We start from the raw sequence: 14439 nt of genomic DNA, 5'->3' as shown, positions 1-14439 counted from the left end.
TCCGCCCTACCTCAGTTGCCACTTCTGGTTGGCGGCGCCGGTGCACGACCAGATCTGGATCCGGGTCCCGTTCGCGGACGCGTTGTCCGTGACGTCGAGGCACTTGTCCGCCGCGGTGTTCACCACATCACCGGTGGACGCGTCGTACGACCACCGTTGGGCACCGGTTCCGTTGCAGTCGTACAACTGCACCTTGGCGCCGTCGGCGGTCGAACCGGCGGTCACGTCCAGGCACTTGCCGAGCGCCTGCACCGACCCGTCGGCCTGGACGCTCCACTGCTGGGCGGTGGTGCCGTTGCAGTCGTAGAGCTGCACCGCCGTACCGTTGGCGCCCGAACCGCCCGCCACGTCCAGGCACTTGCCCGCGAGTCCCACGAAGGCGCCGGTGCGCGCGCCGCCGCCGGACTGGGTGCCGGACCAGGTGAAGGTGGCCGAGGTCCTGCCGGGCAGCGAGTAAGTGGCGTGCTGCGAGCCCCAGTCGATGGTGACCGTCTTCGCCGCCGAGGAGGCGTTGTAGGCGATCAGCGCCTTGCTCCCGTCCGGGTTGCGCCAGGCGACGTTGGGCACGGCGGTGGACGCGGTGGAGGCGATCCGCTGGGCGCCGGGACGGACGAACTTGGTCAGGTGGCCCATGTCGTAGTACTCGACGGTGTAGTCCACGGTGCCGCTCGCGCCGTCGCCGTTGTGCACGGTGACCAGGCCGGTGCAGGTGCCGCAGCCGCCGTTGTGCGGGCCCATGTTCTGGTCCACGGCCAGCGACCACTTGGTCACCGACTTCGCCCAGTTGCGGGTGTAGTCGATGATGTTGTTCATGTCCTCGCGCTGCTGGTCGGCGATCCAGGTACCGCCGGAGTGCTCGGTGCCGAAGGCGTCCAGCGCCGGGTACTGGTTGTGTACGGAGGTCTGTTTGCCGATGTCACCGCCGTAGCCGTGCCAGGCGATGCCGCCGAAGTTGGGGTGGCTGCGGACGGCCGGGTCGTCCACGGTCCGGGCGGCGTAGGAGTCGTAGACGTCCCAGTTCCAGTCGTGCGCCAGCACCTTGGTGGTCAGGCCCGCCGCCTGGAGCTTGGGCAGCAGCTCGCTCTTGGTGAAGTACGCGAGACCGTCGGCGTTCCAGCTCATCGACGGGTAGCCGGAGCAGCACGTCGGCTCGTTCTGGGCGGTGACGTAGCGGACGTCGATGCCCTGGTCCTTGTAGGCCTGGAGGTACTTCACGAAGTAGGAGGCGTACGCGCCGTAGTCCTCGGCCTTCAGCCAGCCGCCGTTGAGGGAGCCGCTGTCCTTCATCCAGGCCGGCGCCGTCCATGGCGAGGCCATGACAGTCAGAGAGGGGTTCAGCTGGAGCGCCTGCCTGGTGAGCGGCACGACGTCGGCCAGGTCGTGCGCGATCGAGAACCTGGCCAGGGACGGGTCGGTCTGGCCGGCCGGCACGTCGTCGTAGGTGTAGCCGTAGCGCGCGAGGTCGGAGGCGCCCATCGGGTTGCGCAGGAACGACAGGCCGATGCCGTCCGTCGGCGAGAACAGCTTGCGCAGGGTCGCGTCCCGGGTCGCCTGGGACAGCGCTCCGCTGCTGTTCATCAGCCAGGCGGCGGTGTCCGTGAAGGACGCGCCGCCGCCGGTGAAGGTCTGGTACCGGGTGTTCTCGTCCACGGTGATGTTCTCGCCGCCACCGCCCGTCCCGGACTGGAAGGCGAACGGCGTCTGCGGCTGGAGGCCGCGTACGACGTGCCGGCCGGCGGAGTCGTCGGTGGTGGTGAGCCAGGCGGTGACCTGCTCACCGGCCGCGTGCGCGGGGGGTACGGCCACGCTGAGGCCGGCGGCGGAGAGCAGCCCGGCGAGCAGCAGCCGGACTGTGCGGGGGGTTCTCCTCATGGTGCGTCGCCCTTCCTTGTCGGATCGGCAGAGCTGACGGGTCGTCTTGACGGGGGTGTGTGCCCCTAGTTAACTCACGGCGTGAGCTAAGCCCTGAGTGAATCACGAGAGCCGAGGGAAGGTCCATGCGAAGAACCGCCCTGCTCGCCTCCGCCGCACTCCTCGCCGGTCTGCTGCCCTGGGCGGCGACCGCACGCGCCGCCGACGAACCCGCCCCCGTCCCCGTAGACCGCTTCGAAGGCGAGGTGCCCTTCGCCGCCCAGCCCGCCGAGGGCCTCTTCACCTGGGGCGGCGACACCGACGACCCGCCCGCCCTCCGCCTCGCCGACCGCGCCGACGCCCCCGAGGGCGGCAAGGTCCTCACCGGCGGCTACGACATCAGCGGCTACGGCGGCTTCACCCACGACTTCGCCGCCACCGCACCCGCCCACGACTGGTCCGCCCACCAGGGCATCCGGCTGTGGTGGGAGGGCCGCGACAACGGCAGGAAGATCACCTTCGAGATCAAGGACGGCGGCGCCCACGGCGAGGCCTCCGAACTCTGGACCACCTCCTTCACCGACGACTTCACCGGCTGGAAGCAGATCAGCCTCCCCTTCGCCGACTTCACCTACCGCACCGACTACCAGCCCGTCGGCGGCATCGACCACGTCCTCGGCCTGAAGGAGATGTGGGGTTATTCCGTCACCCTCCCGCCGGGCGCCAAGGGCGACTTCGCCATGGACGGCGTGGAGCTGTACGGCAAGGCCGACCAGACCCTGCGCGCCTCCGTCACCACCGACGCGCCCGTCCGCCCGGTCGAGGAGGGCGGGACGGCGAAGGTGAAGGTCACCGTGGCCACCACCGGCGAGGCGCCCCTCACCGACCCGGTGACCGTCACCTACGCCACGGCGGACGGCACCGCGACCCCCGGCACGGACTACACCCCCGTCTCCGGCACCCTCACCTTCCCCGCCGGCACCGCCTCCGGCACCGCGCGGACCGTGGAGGTGCCCACCCGCCGGGACCGGGCGGCCGAACCCGCCGAGACCATCCCCCTCCGGCTCACGGTCACCGGGGCGAAGGCGCCCGCCGAGACCCCGCAGATCGTGATCGACGCGCACGGACTGCCGTACCTGAACGCGAAGTTGCCGGTGCAGAAGCGGGTCGCCGACCTGCTGAGCCGGATGTCCCTGGCGGAGAAGGCCGGCCAGATGACCCAGGCCGAGCGCGGAGCCGTCGGCCAGGGGGCCGACATCGCCGCCTACGCCCTCGGCTCCCTGCTCTCCGGCGGCGGCTCGACCCCCACGCCCAACACGCCCGGGGCCTGGGCGAAGATGATCGACGCCTTCCAGCTCCGCACACAGGCGACCCGCTTCCAGATCCCCCTGCTCTACGGGGTCGACGCGGTCCACGGCCACAACAACCTCTCCGGCGCCACCGTCATGCCGCACAACATCGGCATCGGCGCGACCCGCGACCCCGGACTCGCCTACAGAACCGGCGCGGTGACGGCGGCCGAGGTCCGGGCCACCGGAGTCCCCTGGGACTTCGCGCCCTGCCTGTGCGTGACCCGCGACGAACGCTGGGGCCGCTCCTACGAGTCCTTCGGCGAGGACCCGGCACTGGTCGAGTCCATGGAGACGGTGATCCAGGGCCTCCAGGGCCGGGCGAACGGCAGGGACCTGAGCCGGAACGACAAGGTGCTCGCCACGGCCAAGCACTTCGTCGGCGACGGCGGCACCGCCTACGGCTCCTCGACCACCGGGACCTACACCATCGACCAGGGCGTCACCACGGTCACCCGCGAGCAGCTGGAGGACATCCACCTGGCGCCGTACCGCGAGGCCGTCGACCGGGGCATCGGCACCGTCATGCCGTCGTACTCCTCCCTGGACATCACCGGCGACGGCAAGGGCGCGGTGAAGATGCACGCCCGCGGCGACATGATCAACGGGGTGCTGAAGGGCCGCATGGGCTTCTCCGGCTTCGTGATCAGCGACTGGAACGCCATCGACCAGCTCCCCGGCGACTACGCGGCCCACGTCCGCGCCTCCGTGAACGCGGGCGTGGACATGATGATGGTGCCGTACGGCTACAAGGAGTTCAGCACCACGCTCGCCGACGAGGTGAAGGCGGGCCGGATCAGCGAGCGGCGGATCGACGACGCGGTCTCCCGCATCCTCACCGAGAAGTTCCGGCTCGGCCTCTTCGAGCACCCGTACGCCGACACCCGCGGCGCCGCCGCCATCGGCTCCCCGGACCACCGGAAGACCGCCCGCCGGGCCGCCGCCGAGTCGCAGGTGCTGCTGAAGAACGCGGGCGGCGTGCTGCCGCTGAAGAAGAGCGAGAAGGTGTACGTCGCCGGGTCCAACGCCGACGACATCGGCAACCAGACCGGCGGCTGGACCCTGACCTGGCAGGGCGCCTCGGGAAACACGGTCCCCGGCACGACGATCCTCCAGGGCCTGCGCAAGGCGGGCGGGAACGTCACCTACTCGAAGGACGCCTCGGCCCCCACCGGCGGCTACGACGTCGGTGTGGTCGTGGTCGGCGAGACCCCGTACGCCGAGGGCGTCGGAGACGTCGGCAACGGCCACGACCTGAACCTGTCCGCCGCCGACCGGGCCGCCGTGGACACGGTGTGCGCGGCCATGAGGTGCGCGGTGCTGATCGTCTCCGGCCGCCCCCAGCTGATCGGGGACCGGCTGGACGAGATCGACGCCCTGGTCGCCTCCTGGCTCCCCGGCACCGAGGGCGAGGGCGTCGCCGACGTCCTCTACGGCAGGCGCCCCTTCACCGGACAGCTCCCGGTCACCTGGCCCAGGTCCGCGTCCCAGCTGCCGATCAACGTGGGCGACCCGGCGTACGACCCGCAGTTCCCCTACGGCTGGGGCCTGACCACCCTCACCGAGGTCCCGAAGGGCGGTACGGCCACCCTGCGCGACCTCGCCGTCCGGGCGACGGCGGCCGAACACCACGGGGACGCCCGCACCGGACGCGCCCTGGTGACCAGGGCCCGGCTGCTCGTCCAGCAGAGGACGGCCGGACACCTGACGGAGGCGGCGGCGAAGCCCTTCGCGGACGCCGACCACCTGCTGCTGACCGGCCGGTACGGAAGGGCGGTGGAGAAGCTGGCGGAGGCCTACCGGGCGGCTTGATCTTCGCCAGGTCCAGAAACGACCGGTTTGGGGAAGCTTCGGGTAGCGTCGAAGCATGAAGGCCGTCCCGCGGACCCGAAGCCTCCCCGCCCTGCTGCTGGCCGCCCTCGCCCTGGCGCTGGCGACCCTCTTCGCGCCCGGAGCGAGCGCGGACACGAGCGTCTCCACGATCGCCCGAGCCCTGCGCCAGAGCCCGGTCTACGTCGACCCGGCGGCCCGCGGCCAGCTGTCCGCCGCGGACGCCGCCACCCTCGCCGACCGCATCAAGGACGCGGACAAACCCCTGTTCATCGCGGTCCTCCCGGCCGGCTACCCCACCGCGAACCTCTTCTCCGAACTCCGCTCCGCCACCGGCGTCACCGGCCTGTACGGCATCCGCCTCGGCGACCGCTTCGACGCCCGCGCCGACTCCTCCGTCATGTCGTCCACGGCCCGGCAGAACCTGGTCCGCAGCGTCCAGGGCGAGGACGCCACGTCCCAGCTGACCGACTTCACCGACCGCGCCCTGGCCAACATGGGCGGCCACGCCCCGCGCAGCTGGGGCGGCTCGGCGGGCGGCGGCCACGGCATGTCCACCACCGGTGTGATCACCACGGTCGCGGTCCTCGCGGCCGCCGGCGCGGGCGCGTACGCGCTGGTCCGGCGCAGCCGCCGGCGCCGCGAGGAGGAGCAGCGGGCCGCCCTGGACCGGCTGCGGGTGGTCGTGGACGAGGACATCACCGCGTTCGGCGAGGAACTCGACCGCCTGGACTTCCACCCCTCGGAGCCGGGCGCCGACAACGCGATGCGCGCCGACTACGAGCGCGCCCTGGACGCCTACGAGACCGCCAAGCAGCGCATGGCCGAGGCACGGAAACCGGAGGACGTCCGGCTCGTCACCGAGGCACTGGAGGACGGCCGCTTCTCCCTCGCCCAGCTGGCCGCCCGCCGCGCACACCGCCCCCTGCCGGAACGCCGCCCCCCGTGCTTCTTCGACCCCCGCCACGGCCCCTCGGTCGCCGACGCCACCTGGACCCCGCCCGGCGGCACCCCCCGCCAGGTCCCCGTCTGCGCCGCCGACGCCACCCGCCTGGCCGACGGCCGCGACCCCGTGATCCGCGAGGTCGACACGGAGTACGGCCGCCGCCCCTACTGGGACGCGGGCCCCGCCTACGGCCCCTGGGCAGGCGGCTACTTCGGCGGCGGCCTCCTCCCCGGCCTCCTCGTCGGCACGGTACTGGGCGGCCTGATGGCAACGCCCACGTACGCCGCCGACTACGGCACCGGGTACGGCGACTTCGGCGGCGGCGGGTACGAGGGCGGCGACGTCTCCGGGACGGATTTCGACGCCGGGGACTTCGGGGGCGGGTTCGGGGACGGGGGCGGCTTCGACGGGGGCGGGGGTGGCGACGGGGACTTCGGCGGGGGCTTCTGAACGCCCCGATCAGCGCGCGTGACGGCGGACGACCTGCCGCCGGGTGGCGTGACGCTCACCGGTCCAGGCGGCTTCAGCGGGCGATGCCGTCGAGGAACTCGCTCCAGGTGGTGGGGGAGAGGGTGAGGACGGGACCGGTGGTGTTCTTGGAGTCGCGGATGTGGATGGCGGTGGGGTGGGTGGCTACCTCCACACAGTTGCCGCCTTCGTTGCTGCTGTAGCTGGACTTGCGCCAGGAGCAGGCGGCTTCGAGGCAGTTGCCGCCTTCGCTACCGCTGTAGCTGGACTTGAACCATGCGAGTGCTGCGGTGTTCATGACTCTCCTAGCAGTCCCTTCAGGCGGCGCTCGCTCTCCTCGCAGGAGAGCGCCTGTGACCGCAGCATCCCATACTTGTGGTAATAGTCACTGACCTCATCTGGGTCATCCACAAGGAAGCTCGCGCGCTGGACTTCCAGGTAGACGAGCCGTTCATGCTCCGAAGTTTCCAGGAGCACCATAGGGCCGTCGAGCGCTGCGTGAGGCGTCTGATCCATGGGCATGAGCTGGAAGCTCATGTGAACCGGCCGCGTGTAATCCAGGATCCGCCGGAACTGCTCACGCATGACGTCCGGACCGCCGACCTCTCGCCGCAGGATGCTCTCCTCCAGGATGAAGTGACCCACGGGAGGCCTCTCCCGCTGCCAAACCAACTGCCGTTCCATGCGGGCATTCACCCACTGCTCGGCGGTCTCACTTCCGAGCGCCGGATAGCGATAGTCGAACACGGCACGGCAGTAGTCCTTGGTCTGGAGGAGCCCAGGGACGAGCAGGCTCTCGTACGACAGGAAGCTCACCGCCTCCTGCTCATGATCCACCAGCCCCTGCGCGAACTGAACGATCCGGTCCCGCACCGGCAGCTTCGCCACCACCACCGCCAACGCCCCACCACTGTCGAGCAGTTCGTCGAACTGCTCGGCGCGGTCCGGCTGAAGGGCTAACCTCCCCTGCTCGATCGACCTCACCGTGTCCACGGAGAGGTTCGCCGCCTCCGCGAACTGTTCCTGCGTGAGACGGGCCTTCCTCCTGAAGTGCGCCACGAGCGCACCGACCGCGTACCAGGAACCGACCTTCTTGGGCCTCGCTGCCTCGTGCATGGCCGTTCCTTTCCCCCGTATGCACGCCGAGCTCTCGTAGTGGACTCGTAGTGATGAGAACTACGACTTCACTCACTGACCCACTCTAGTGACGCACAGTGACACTCGCCTCATGAACGCAGAACCCCAACACCCCCACACGCGCCAGGCGTTCTACCGCCGGGACCGCAGGTCGGTACGGCTCGCACGGGAGTTCGTGCGCGGGACGCTGACGGAATGGGCCGCGGCCGAGCGCAGCGACGACGTACTGCTGTGCGTGAGCGAGTTGGCGACCAACGCCCTCCTCCACGGTGTCCCCGCCGGCCGGGGCTTCCTCCTCCGGCTGGAGCTGCACCGCGACGGCGCCCTGCGCGTGGAGGTGCACGACAGTGGTCCGGGCGAGGTTCGCGCCCCGGAGGCGTCCCCGGACTCGGAACACGGCCGGGGTCTGCTCCTCGTCGCCGCCCTGGCCGACAAGTGGGGCGTGGGGGAGCGGAACCCCGGCAAGATCGTGTGGTGCGAGTTCACGGTGCGGGGTGGCGAGGCGGCCGTCCCGGGTCGGCCGCGGTGACCGTCTGCCGATGACGTGGCCGTGGGGCCGCTCGCGACGGTGCCGCCGCCCCCCCCCACGGCTCAGGCCTGCTTGATGGCCGAGATGTCGAAGACGAGCTTGATCTTGTCCGAGACCAGGACGCCGCCGGTCTCCAGGGCCGCGTTCCAGGTCAGGCCCCACTCCGAGCGCAGGATCTCGGCCTTGCCCTCGAAGCCGACGCGCTCGTTGCCGAAGGGGTCGGTGGCGGAGCCGTTGAACTCCAGGGTGATGGTGAGCGGCTTGGTGACGCCGAGGAGGGAGAGGTCGCCGGTGATGCGGAACTCGTCGCCGCCGAGGGCCTCCGCCTTGGTGGAGCGGAAGGTCATCGTCGGGAACTCCTCGATCTTGAAGAAGTCGGCGGACTTCAGGTGACCGTCGCGGTCGGCGTTGCCGGTCTCGATGCTCGCCATCTGGACGTCGATCTCGGCGGTGGACTGGGCGGGGTCGGCGCCGTCCAGGTGGAGCGTGCCGGTGAAGTCCTCGAAGCCGCCCTTGACGTTCGTGACCATGGCGTGCCGGGCGACGAAGCCGATCGTGCTGTGGGCCGGGTCGATCGTGTAGTCACCGGTCAGCGCGGTCAGGTCGGGGCCGGCGGCGGCCTGGGCGGCGGGGGCGGGGGTGGTGGTCTTGCGGCCGAAGATGCCCATGACGTGCTCCTGGAAGTGCTTGTTGAACGTTGAACGAACTCGTGACTCAGAAGGTAGACCCATTCGGTTCAGTTTTCAACATTAGCCGGAGAGTGTCTGCTCATGTGCGGAGAGTATTCCTGCGTGCCCCCTGGCGGACACCCCGCGCACTCGGGCACCATCTGCCTGCGCCACCTGCACCACCTGCACAGCCGACCCGTACGCACCATGGCCCGCCGCAGGAAGGTCTCCCGTGAAGCCGTTGAAGCTCCGCGCGCTCCTCACCGCGCTCGCCCTCGTCGTCGCCCCCGGTGTCGCCGTCCTCGGTACCGCTACCGAGGCCTTCGCCGTCACCAAGATCAGTCACGCCACCGCCACCCAGATGTTCCGCGATGTCGGCATCACCTGGTCGTCCTCCGGCAACTGCTCCGACCGCAACAACCCCACCTGCACCAGCTTCGAGCAGCTCAACCTCGCCACCGCCCAGGGCGCCCAGACCCTCAAGCGGGCCACCGGCTGCGCGCTCAACATCACCGGCGGCACGGAGACCGGACACGCCTCCGGCACCTACTCCCACTGGAACGGCTACAAGCTCGACTACGGCAAGAACACGTGCGTGACGTCGTACATCAAGAACACCTTCACCTACATCGGCCTCCGCGGCGACGGCGCCCCGCAGTACCAGTCCGGTTCGGGCAACATCTACGCCGACGAGGGCAACCACTGGGACGTCCTCTACTACAACTGCGGCGGCTGCTGAGCCGGCGGTGAGGGCGGTGACCGGCCCCATGGGCCTGACCCGACGCGCACTCCTGCTGGCCGCCGCGCTCGCCGCCGCCCCCGCGCCGGGCGCCCGGGCGGCCGGCGACCCGTACGACACGCTGCGCCGCCGGTGGAACGGCATCACCCTGGGGACCGGGTACGACCCGGGCGTCGAGCCGTACGCCTCCCGGCTCGCCCAACTGGGGCGGCAGGCGCGGGAGTTCCAGGCCGCCATGGCTCCCGCGGCGAACTCCCTGTGGCCCGGGCATCCCTTCGACCCGCCCTCCGGCATCACCTTCAGCTACGGCCGCCTGTGGACCATGGCCCAGGCGTACGCGCAGGGCGGCACCGGTGGCACAGGCGATCCCGGGCTCCTCGCCGACGTACTGCGCGGGCTCGACCACCTCTCGGCCACCGTCTACAACCCGGCCACCACCCGCTACGGCAACTGGTGGGAGTGGCAGATCGGCAGCCCCCGGCTCCTGACGGACATCACCGCCGTCCTGTACGAACAGCTCGGCCCCGAGCGGATCGCGGCGGCCTGCGCGGCCGTCGACCACTTCGTGCCGGACGCCGTGCTCACCGACTACTCCGGGACCTCCACCGGGGCCAACCGCGTCGACCTGTGCCGCTCGGTCGCCCTGCGCGGCATCCTCGGCCGGAACCCGCAGAAGATCTCCCTCGCCCGTGACGCGCTCTCGCCGGTCTTCCCGTACGTCGTCCAGGGGGACGGGCTCTATGCCGACGGGTCCTTCGTCCAGCACACCTGGGTCGCCTACTCGGGGACGTACGGCCAGGTCCTGCTCGACGGCCTGGGACGGCTGTTCGCGCTGCTCGCGGGGTCCGAGTGGGAGGTCGTCGACCCCGCGCGGCACAACGTCCTCGACAGCGTCGAGCGCGCCTACGCGCCCCTGATCCACGACGGACTGGTGATGGACTGCGTCAACGGCCGCGCCGTCAGCCGGGGTTACCTCCGCTCCGACGACCAGCACGTGCTCCGCTCCGACCACTACCACGGGCAGGCCCTGATCGCCGCGATCGCCCTCCTCGCGGACGGTGCGAGCACGGCGGAGCGGGAGCGGTGGTACGGGCGGATCAAGGGCTGGATCGAACGGGACACGGTGGTACCGGTACTGACGTCGCGCCAGTTCGGAATCGCCGATCTCGCGCGGCTGCACGCCGTCGCCGCCTCGCCCGTGCCCTCCGCCCCCGAACCCCTCGGTCACCGGCTCTTCCCGGCCATGGACCGCGCCGTCCACCGCACCCCGCGCTTCACCGCCGCCCTCGCCATGGCCAGCGACCGCATCGCCCACTACGAGTGCGGCAACGGCGAGAACCCGCGCGGCTGGCACACCGGGTCCGGCATGCTCTCCTGGTGGCCACGGGGGCGCGGCGACCAGTACACCGACTGGTACTGGCCCACCGTCGACTGGTACCGGCTGCCCGGCACCACCGTGTCCACCAGGCGCCTCGCCGACCGCGCCGGCGGCGAGTGGGGCGCCCCCAGGCCGGACGTCCGCTGGGTCGGCGGGGCGACGGACGGGACGTACGCGGCGGTCGGCCAGCATCTGAAGGGGCTCGGCTCGACCCTTGAGGCCCGCAAGTCGTGGTTCTTCCTCGCCGACGCCGTGGTCTGCCTGGGCGCCGGGATCAGCTGTTCCGACGGGGTCCCGGTCGAGACGGTCGTGGACAACCGGAACCTGGGGGAGGAGGGCGGGCAGGCCTTCGTACGGGCCGCGCGGTGGGCCCATCTGGAGGGCCACGGCGGGTGGGTCCTGCCCTGCGGCGGAGAGCTGCACACCCTGCGCGAGGACCGCACCGGCGCCTGGTCCGACATCAACACCACCAGCACCGACGAGCGGCGCACCCGCCGCTGGCAGACCCTCTGGCTCGACCACGGCACCGACCCCGTGGCCGCCCGCTACACCTACGCGCTGCTGCCCGGCGCCACCCGCGCCGGGACCGCCCTGCGGGCCGCCGACCGGAACTGGCTGTCCGTCCTCGCCAACGGCACGGACGCCCAGGCCGTCGCCGTACCCGGCCTGGGGCTGAGGGCGTACACCTTCTGGCGGGCCGGTACGGTGGGAGACCTCACCGTCTCGGCCGGCGCGAGCGTGCTCGTCGTCCGCCGGGGCCGTACGGCCACCCTCCACGTGAGCGAGCCGCCCCGCACCGGCGCCCCGCTGGAGCTGGTCTGGGACCATCCGGTACGAGCGGTGGTCCGGGCCGACGACAGCGTGGAGGTCCGTTCGGCGGACCGCCGTCTGAGGCTCCTCGTCACTCCGGGGATGGCATGCTCCACCCATGAATGTGAGGTGGCTCTCAGCTGACGGCTTTGTGGCCCTCCTACAACAGCGTGGCCTTCTGAGCAGTCGGAACGCCTGCATGCCGCCATGGTTCTGTTCACTCGCACCAGGAAAACGGGCCGGAGACTGTACAGAGTCGACGGCTCGCTTTTCTTCGGGTCCTTCGTAAGGTCGCTACATGACCGTTTTGGAAGAGACGACGGGTGAGCCGACCGGCGAGCCGACGGACGCACGCGGACGGGTCGCCGAACTGCACGAGATCCGTGCCCGGGCCGTAGCGGGCCCGAGCGAGAAGGCGACCGAGGCGCAGCACGCCAAGGGCAAGCTGACGGCACGGGAGCGGATCGAGCTGCTCCTCGACCCCGGGTCCTTCCAGGAGGTCGAGCAGCTGCGCCGGCACCGGGCGACCGGCTTCGGCCTGGAGGCCAAGAAGCCGTACACCGACGGTGTCATCACCGGCTGGGGCACGGTGGAGGGCCGTACGGTCTTCGTCTACGCCCACGACTTCCGGATCTTCGGCGGCGCCCTCGGCGAGGCCCACGCCACCAAGATCCACAAGATCATGGACATGGCCATCGCGGCCGGAGCCCCGCTGGTCTCGCTGAACGACGGCGCCGGCGCCCGTATCCAGGAGGGCGTCTCGGCCCTCGCCGGCTACGGCGGCATCTTCCAGCGCAACACCAAGGCGTCGGGTGTCATCCCGCAGATCTCGGTGATGCTCGGCCCGTGCGCGGGCGGCGCGGCCTACAGCCCCGCCCTCACGGACTTCGTCTTCATGGTCCGCGAGACCTCCCAGATGTTCATCACCGGCCCGGACGTGGTCAAGGCCGTGACGGGCGAGGAGATCACCCAGAACGGCCTGGGCGGCGCCGACGTCCACGCGGAGACCTCCGGCGTCTGCCACTTCGCGTACGACGACGAGGAGACCTGCATCGCCGAGGTGCGCTACCTCCTCTCGCTCCTCCCGCAGAACAACCGCGAGAACCCGCCGCGGGCCGAGTCCACGGACCCGGTCGACCGCCGCAGCGACGTACTCCTCGACCTGGTCCCGGCCGACGGCAACCGGCCGTACGACATGGCCAAGGTCATCGAGGAGATCGTCGACGACGGCGAGTACCTGGAGGTCCACGAGCGCTGGGCGCGCAACATCATCTGCGCCCTCGCCCGTCTGGACGGCCAGGTCGTCGGCATCATCGCCAACCAGCCGCAGGTGCTGGCCGGCGTCCTGGACATCGAGGCGTCGGAAAAAGCTGCGCGCTTTGTCCAGATGTGTGACGCTTTCAATATCCCGATCGTCACCTTCCTGGACGTCCCCGGGTTCCTCCCGGGTGTCGACCAGGAACACGGCGGAATCATCCGTCACGGCGCGAAGCTGCTGTACGCCTACTGCAACGCGACCGTGCCGAGGATTTCGCTCATCCTGCGCAAGGCGTACGGAGGTGCCTACATCGTCATGGACTCCCAGTCGATCGGCGCCGACCTGACCTACGCCTGGCCGACGAACGAGATCGCCGTGATGGGCGCGGAGGGCGCGGCCAACGTCATCTTCCGCCGCCAGATCGCCGACGCCGAGGACCCCGAGGCCATGCGGGCCCGCATGGTCAAGGAGTACAAGTCCGAGCTGATGCACCCCTACTACGCGGCCGAACGGGGCCTGGTCGACGACGTCATCGACCCCGCGGAGACCCGTGAGGTGCTGGTCAAGTCCCTGGCCATGCTGCACACCAAGCACGCCGACCTGCCCTCCCGCAAGCACGGCAACCCCCCGCAGTAACCCCGCGGACCCGCCGCGGCAACCCCGCGGACCTCTCTCTCACGGAGACTGACACCCATGAGCACTCCTGACATCCGCGTCGAGAAGGGCCACGCCGAGCCCGAGGAAGTCGCCGCCATCACGGCCGTCCTCATGGCCCGCGCCGCCGCCCGCCCCGAGCCGACGGCCCAGACCCACCGAGGCCGCGCCAAGGCCGGCTGGCGCCGCCTGGAGCGCGAGCCCGGCTTCCGGGCGCCGCACAGCTGGCACTGAGGTTCAGCGCTTGACCGCAGCCCCGCCGCTCCCGTCCGGGAGGGCGGGGCTGCGGTGTGTCCAGTCGATGGTGACGGTGACGCCGGGGAGGTCGGGGGCGGTCAGGGGGCCTTCGGGGGTGTTCCTCCAGCGGTGGCAGTCCGGCCATCACCCGATCGGCGTAAGCGTCCATCCCATCGATCGCCCCACGGGTCCTGTCCGGATCCAGTGGGGCGGCGGGGTACGACAAAGGGGCCCTCTCCGGATGGAAAGGGCCCCTCGCAGCAGGCGGTCCGCTAGCGCAGCCGCGCCATCAGCGCGTGCTCCACCAGCGTGATCAGCGCGCTCTTGGCGTCCGCGCGGTGGCGGGCGTCGGTCGTGATGATCGGGGTGTCGGGGCCGATCTGCAGCGCCTCGCGGACCTCGTCGGGCGAGTACGGCTGCTGGCCGTCGAAGCCGTTGAGGGCGATGACGAAGGGCAGGCCGCTGTTCTCGAAGTAGTCGACCGCGGGGAAGCAGTCGGCCAGGCGCCGGGTGTCGACCAGGACGATCGCGCCGATGGCGCCGCGGACCAGGTCGTCCCACATGAACCAGAAGCGGTCCTGGCCC

The 14439-nt window shown here is 70.9% G+C and carries 12 protein-coding genes; 7 read left to right on the top strand and 5 right to left on the bottom strand.

The genetic code is table 11. The features are described 5' to 3' along the window. Positions 1–6: 6 nt before the first annotated feature. Positions 7–1872 (bottom strand): ricin-type beta-trefoil lectin domain protein, encoded by a 1866-nt coding sequence (locus IEZ20_RS33880; RefSeq protein ID WP_189305857.1) that lies wholly within the window; start codon positions 1870–1872, stop codon positions 7–9. A gap of 125 nt (positions 1873–1997) precedes the next feature. On the opposite strand from IEZ20_RS33880, the gene IEZ20_RS33875 reads away from it, so the two are divergent. Together IEZ20_RS33875 and IEZ20_RS33870 are read left to right on the top strand one after the other, a co-directional pair. After that, positions 1998–5012, top strand: a complete 3015-nt coding sequence (locus tag IEZ20_RS33875) for a glycoside hydrolase family 3 protein (RefSeq protein WP_189305855.1) — start codon at positions 1998–2000, stop codon at positions 5010–5012. Positions 5013–5067: 55 nt separating this feature from the next. After that, positions 5068–6426: a hypothetical protein gene (locus IEZ20_RS33870; protein WP_189305853.1), complete on the top strand. Its 1359-nt coding sequence runs from the start codon at positions 5068–5070 to the stop codon at positions 6424–6426. 73 nt (positions 6427–6499) lie between these two features. On the opposite strand, the gene IEZ20_RS33865 is transcribed toward IEZ20_RS33870, so the two are convergent. Both IEZ20_RS33865 and IEZ20_RS33860 read right to left on the bottom strand, forming a co-directional pair. Continuing rightward, on the bottom strand, positions 6500–6742 hold the full coding sequence (locus tag IEZ20_RS33865) for a DUF397 domain-containing protein (RefSeq protein ID WP_189305851.1): 243 nt from the start codon (positions 6740–6742) through the stop codon (positions 6500–6502). Beyond that, the gene (locus IEZ20_RS33860) at positions 6739–7560 is read right to left on the bottom strand and encodes a helix-turn-helix domain-containing protein (protein WP_189305849.1); all 822 of its coding nucleotides are present in this window, start codon (positions 7558–7560) and stop codon (positions 6739–6741) included. The genes IEZ20_RS33865 and IEZ20_RS33860 overlap by 4 nt, the downstream gene beginning before the upstream one ends. 112 nt (positions 7561–7672) lie before the next feature. Between IEZ20_RS33860 and IEZ20_RS33855 the strand changes: the two genes are divergently transcribed. Then, positions 7673–8110, top strand: a complete 438-nt coding sequence (locus tag IEZ20_RS33855) for an ATP-binding protein (protein WP_189305847.1) — start codon at positions 7673–7675, stop codon at positions 8108–8110. A gap of 62 nt (positions 8111–8172) precedes the next feature. Here IEZ20_RS33855 and IEZ20_RS33850 read toward each other — a convergent pair whose 3' ends face one another. Beyond that, positions 8173–8778, bottom strand: coding sequence for a YceI family protein (locus tag IEZ20_RS33850; protein WP_189305845.1), 606 nt, complete (start codon positions 8776–8778; stop codon positions 8173–8175). A 241-nt stretch (positions 8779–9019) separates the two neighbouring features. On the opposite strand from IEZ20_RS33850, the gene IEZ20_RS33845 reads away from it, so the two are divergent. The 4 genes from IEZ20_RS33845 to IEZ20_RS33830 all read left to right on the top strand — a co-directional run bounded on the left by IEZ20_RS33845 (position 9020) and on the right by IEZ20_RS33830 (position 13851). Beyond that, complete coding sequence (locus IEZ20_RS33845) at positions 9020–9517, top strand: hypothetical protein (RefSeq protein ID WP_189306041.1); 498 nt, start codon at positions 9020–9022, stop codon at positions 9515–9517. Between the two features lie 28 nt (positions 9518–9545). Continuing rightward, the gene (locus tag IEZ20_RS33840) at positions 9546–11849 is read left to right on the top strand and encodes a polysaccharide lyase 8 family protein (protein ID WP_189305844.1); all 2304 of its coding nucleotides are present in this window, start codon (positions 9546–9548) and stop codon (positions 11847–11849) included. 154 nt (positions 11850–12003) lie between these two features. Beyond that, positions 12004–13599, top strand: a complete 1596-nt coding sequence (locus tag IEZ20_RS33835) for an acyl-CoA carboxylase subunit beta (RefSeq protein ID WP_189305842.1) — start codon at positions 12004–12006, stop codon at positions 13597–13599. Positions 13600–13656: 57 nt separating this feature from the next. After that, positions 13657–13851, top strand: a complete 195-nt coding sequence (locus IEZ20_RS33830) for an acyl-CoA carboxylase subunit epsilon (RefSeq protein WP_189305840.1) — start codon at positions 13657–13659, stop codon at positions 13849–13851. A gap of 275 nt (positions 13852–14126) precedes the next feature. Here IEZ20_RS33830 and IEZ20_RS33825 read toward each other — a convergent pair. Then, on the bottom strand, positions 14127–14439 hold a 313-nt coding region (locus IEZ20_RS33825; protein WP_189305838.1), incomplete at its 5' end, for a GTP-binding protein.

Source organism: Streptomyces cinerochromogenes, assembly GCF_014648635.1.
Taxonomy (GTDB): domain Bacteria; phylum Actinomycetota; class Actinomycetes; order Streptomycetales; family Streptomycetaceae; genus Streptomyces; species Streptomyces cinerochromogenes.
This window is presented reverse-complemented; position numbering and strand designations above follow the sequence as displayed.

Excerpts from the sequence above, each read along its gene's own strand:
- IEZ20_RS33880 (WP_189305857.1), bottom strand. The coding sequence starts at position 1,872 with ATGAGGAGAACCCCCCGCACAGTCCGGCTGCTGCTCGCCGGGCTGCTC.
- IEZ20_RS33875 (WP_189305855.1), top strand. The coding sequence starts at position 1,998 with ATGCGAAGAACCGCCCTGCTCGCCTCCGCCGCACTCCTCGCCGGTCTG.
- IEZ20_RS33870 (WP_189305853.1), top strand. The coding sequence starts at position 5,068 with ATGAAGGCCGTCCCGCGGACCCGAAGCCTCCCCGCCCTGCTGCTGGCC.
- IEZ20_RS33865 (WP_189305851.1), bottom strand. The coding sequence starts at position 6,742 with ATGAACACCGCAGCACTCGCATGGTTCAAGTCCAGCTACAGCGGTAGC.
- IEZ20_RS33860 (WP_189305849.1), bottom strand. The coding sequence starts at position 7,560 with ATGCACGAGGCAGCGAGGCCCAAGAAGGTCGGTTCCTGGTACGCGGTC.
- IEZ20_RS33855 (WP_189305847.1), top strand. The coding sequence starts at position 7,673 with ATGAACGCAGAACCCCAACACCCCCACACGCGCCAGGCGTTCTACCGC.
- IEZ20_RS33850 (WP_189305845.1), bottom strand. The coding sequence starts at position 8,778 with ATGGGCATCTTCGGCCGCAAGACCACCACCCCCGCCCCCGCCGCCCAG.
- IEZ20_RS33840 (WP_189305844.1), top strand. The coding sequence starts at position 9,546 with ATGGGCCTGACCCGACGCGCACTCCTGCTGGCCGCCGCGCTCGCCGCC.
- IEZ20_RS33835 (WP_189305842.1), top strand. The coding sequence starts at position 12,004 with ATGACCGTTTTGGAAGAGACGACGGGTGAGCCGACCGGCGAGCCGACG.
- IEZ20_RS33830 (WP_189305840.1), top strand. The coding sequence starts at position 13,657 with ATGAGCACTCCTGACATCCGCGTCGAGAAGGGCCACGCCGAGCCCGAG.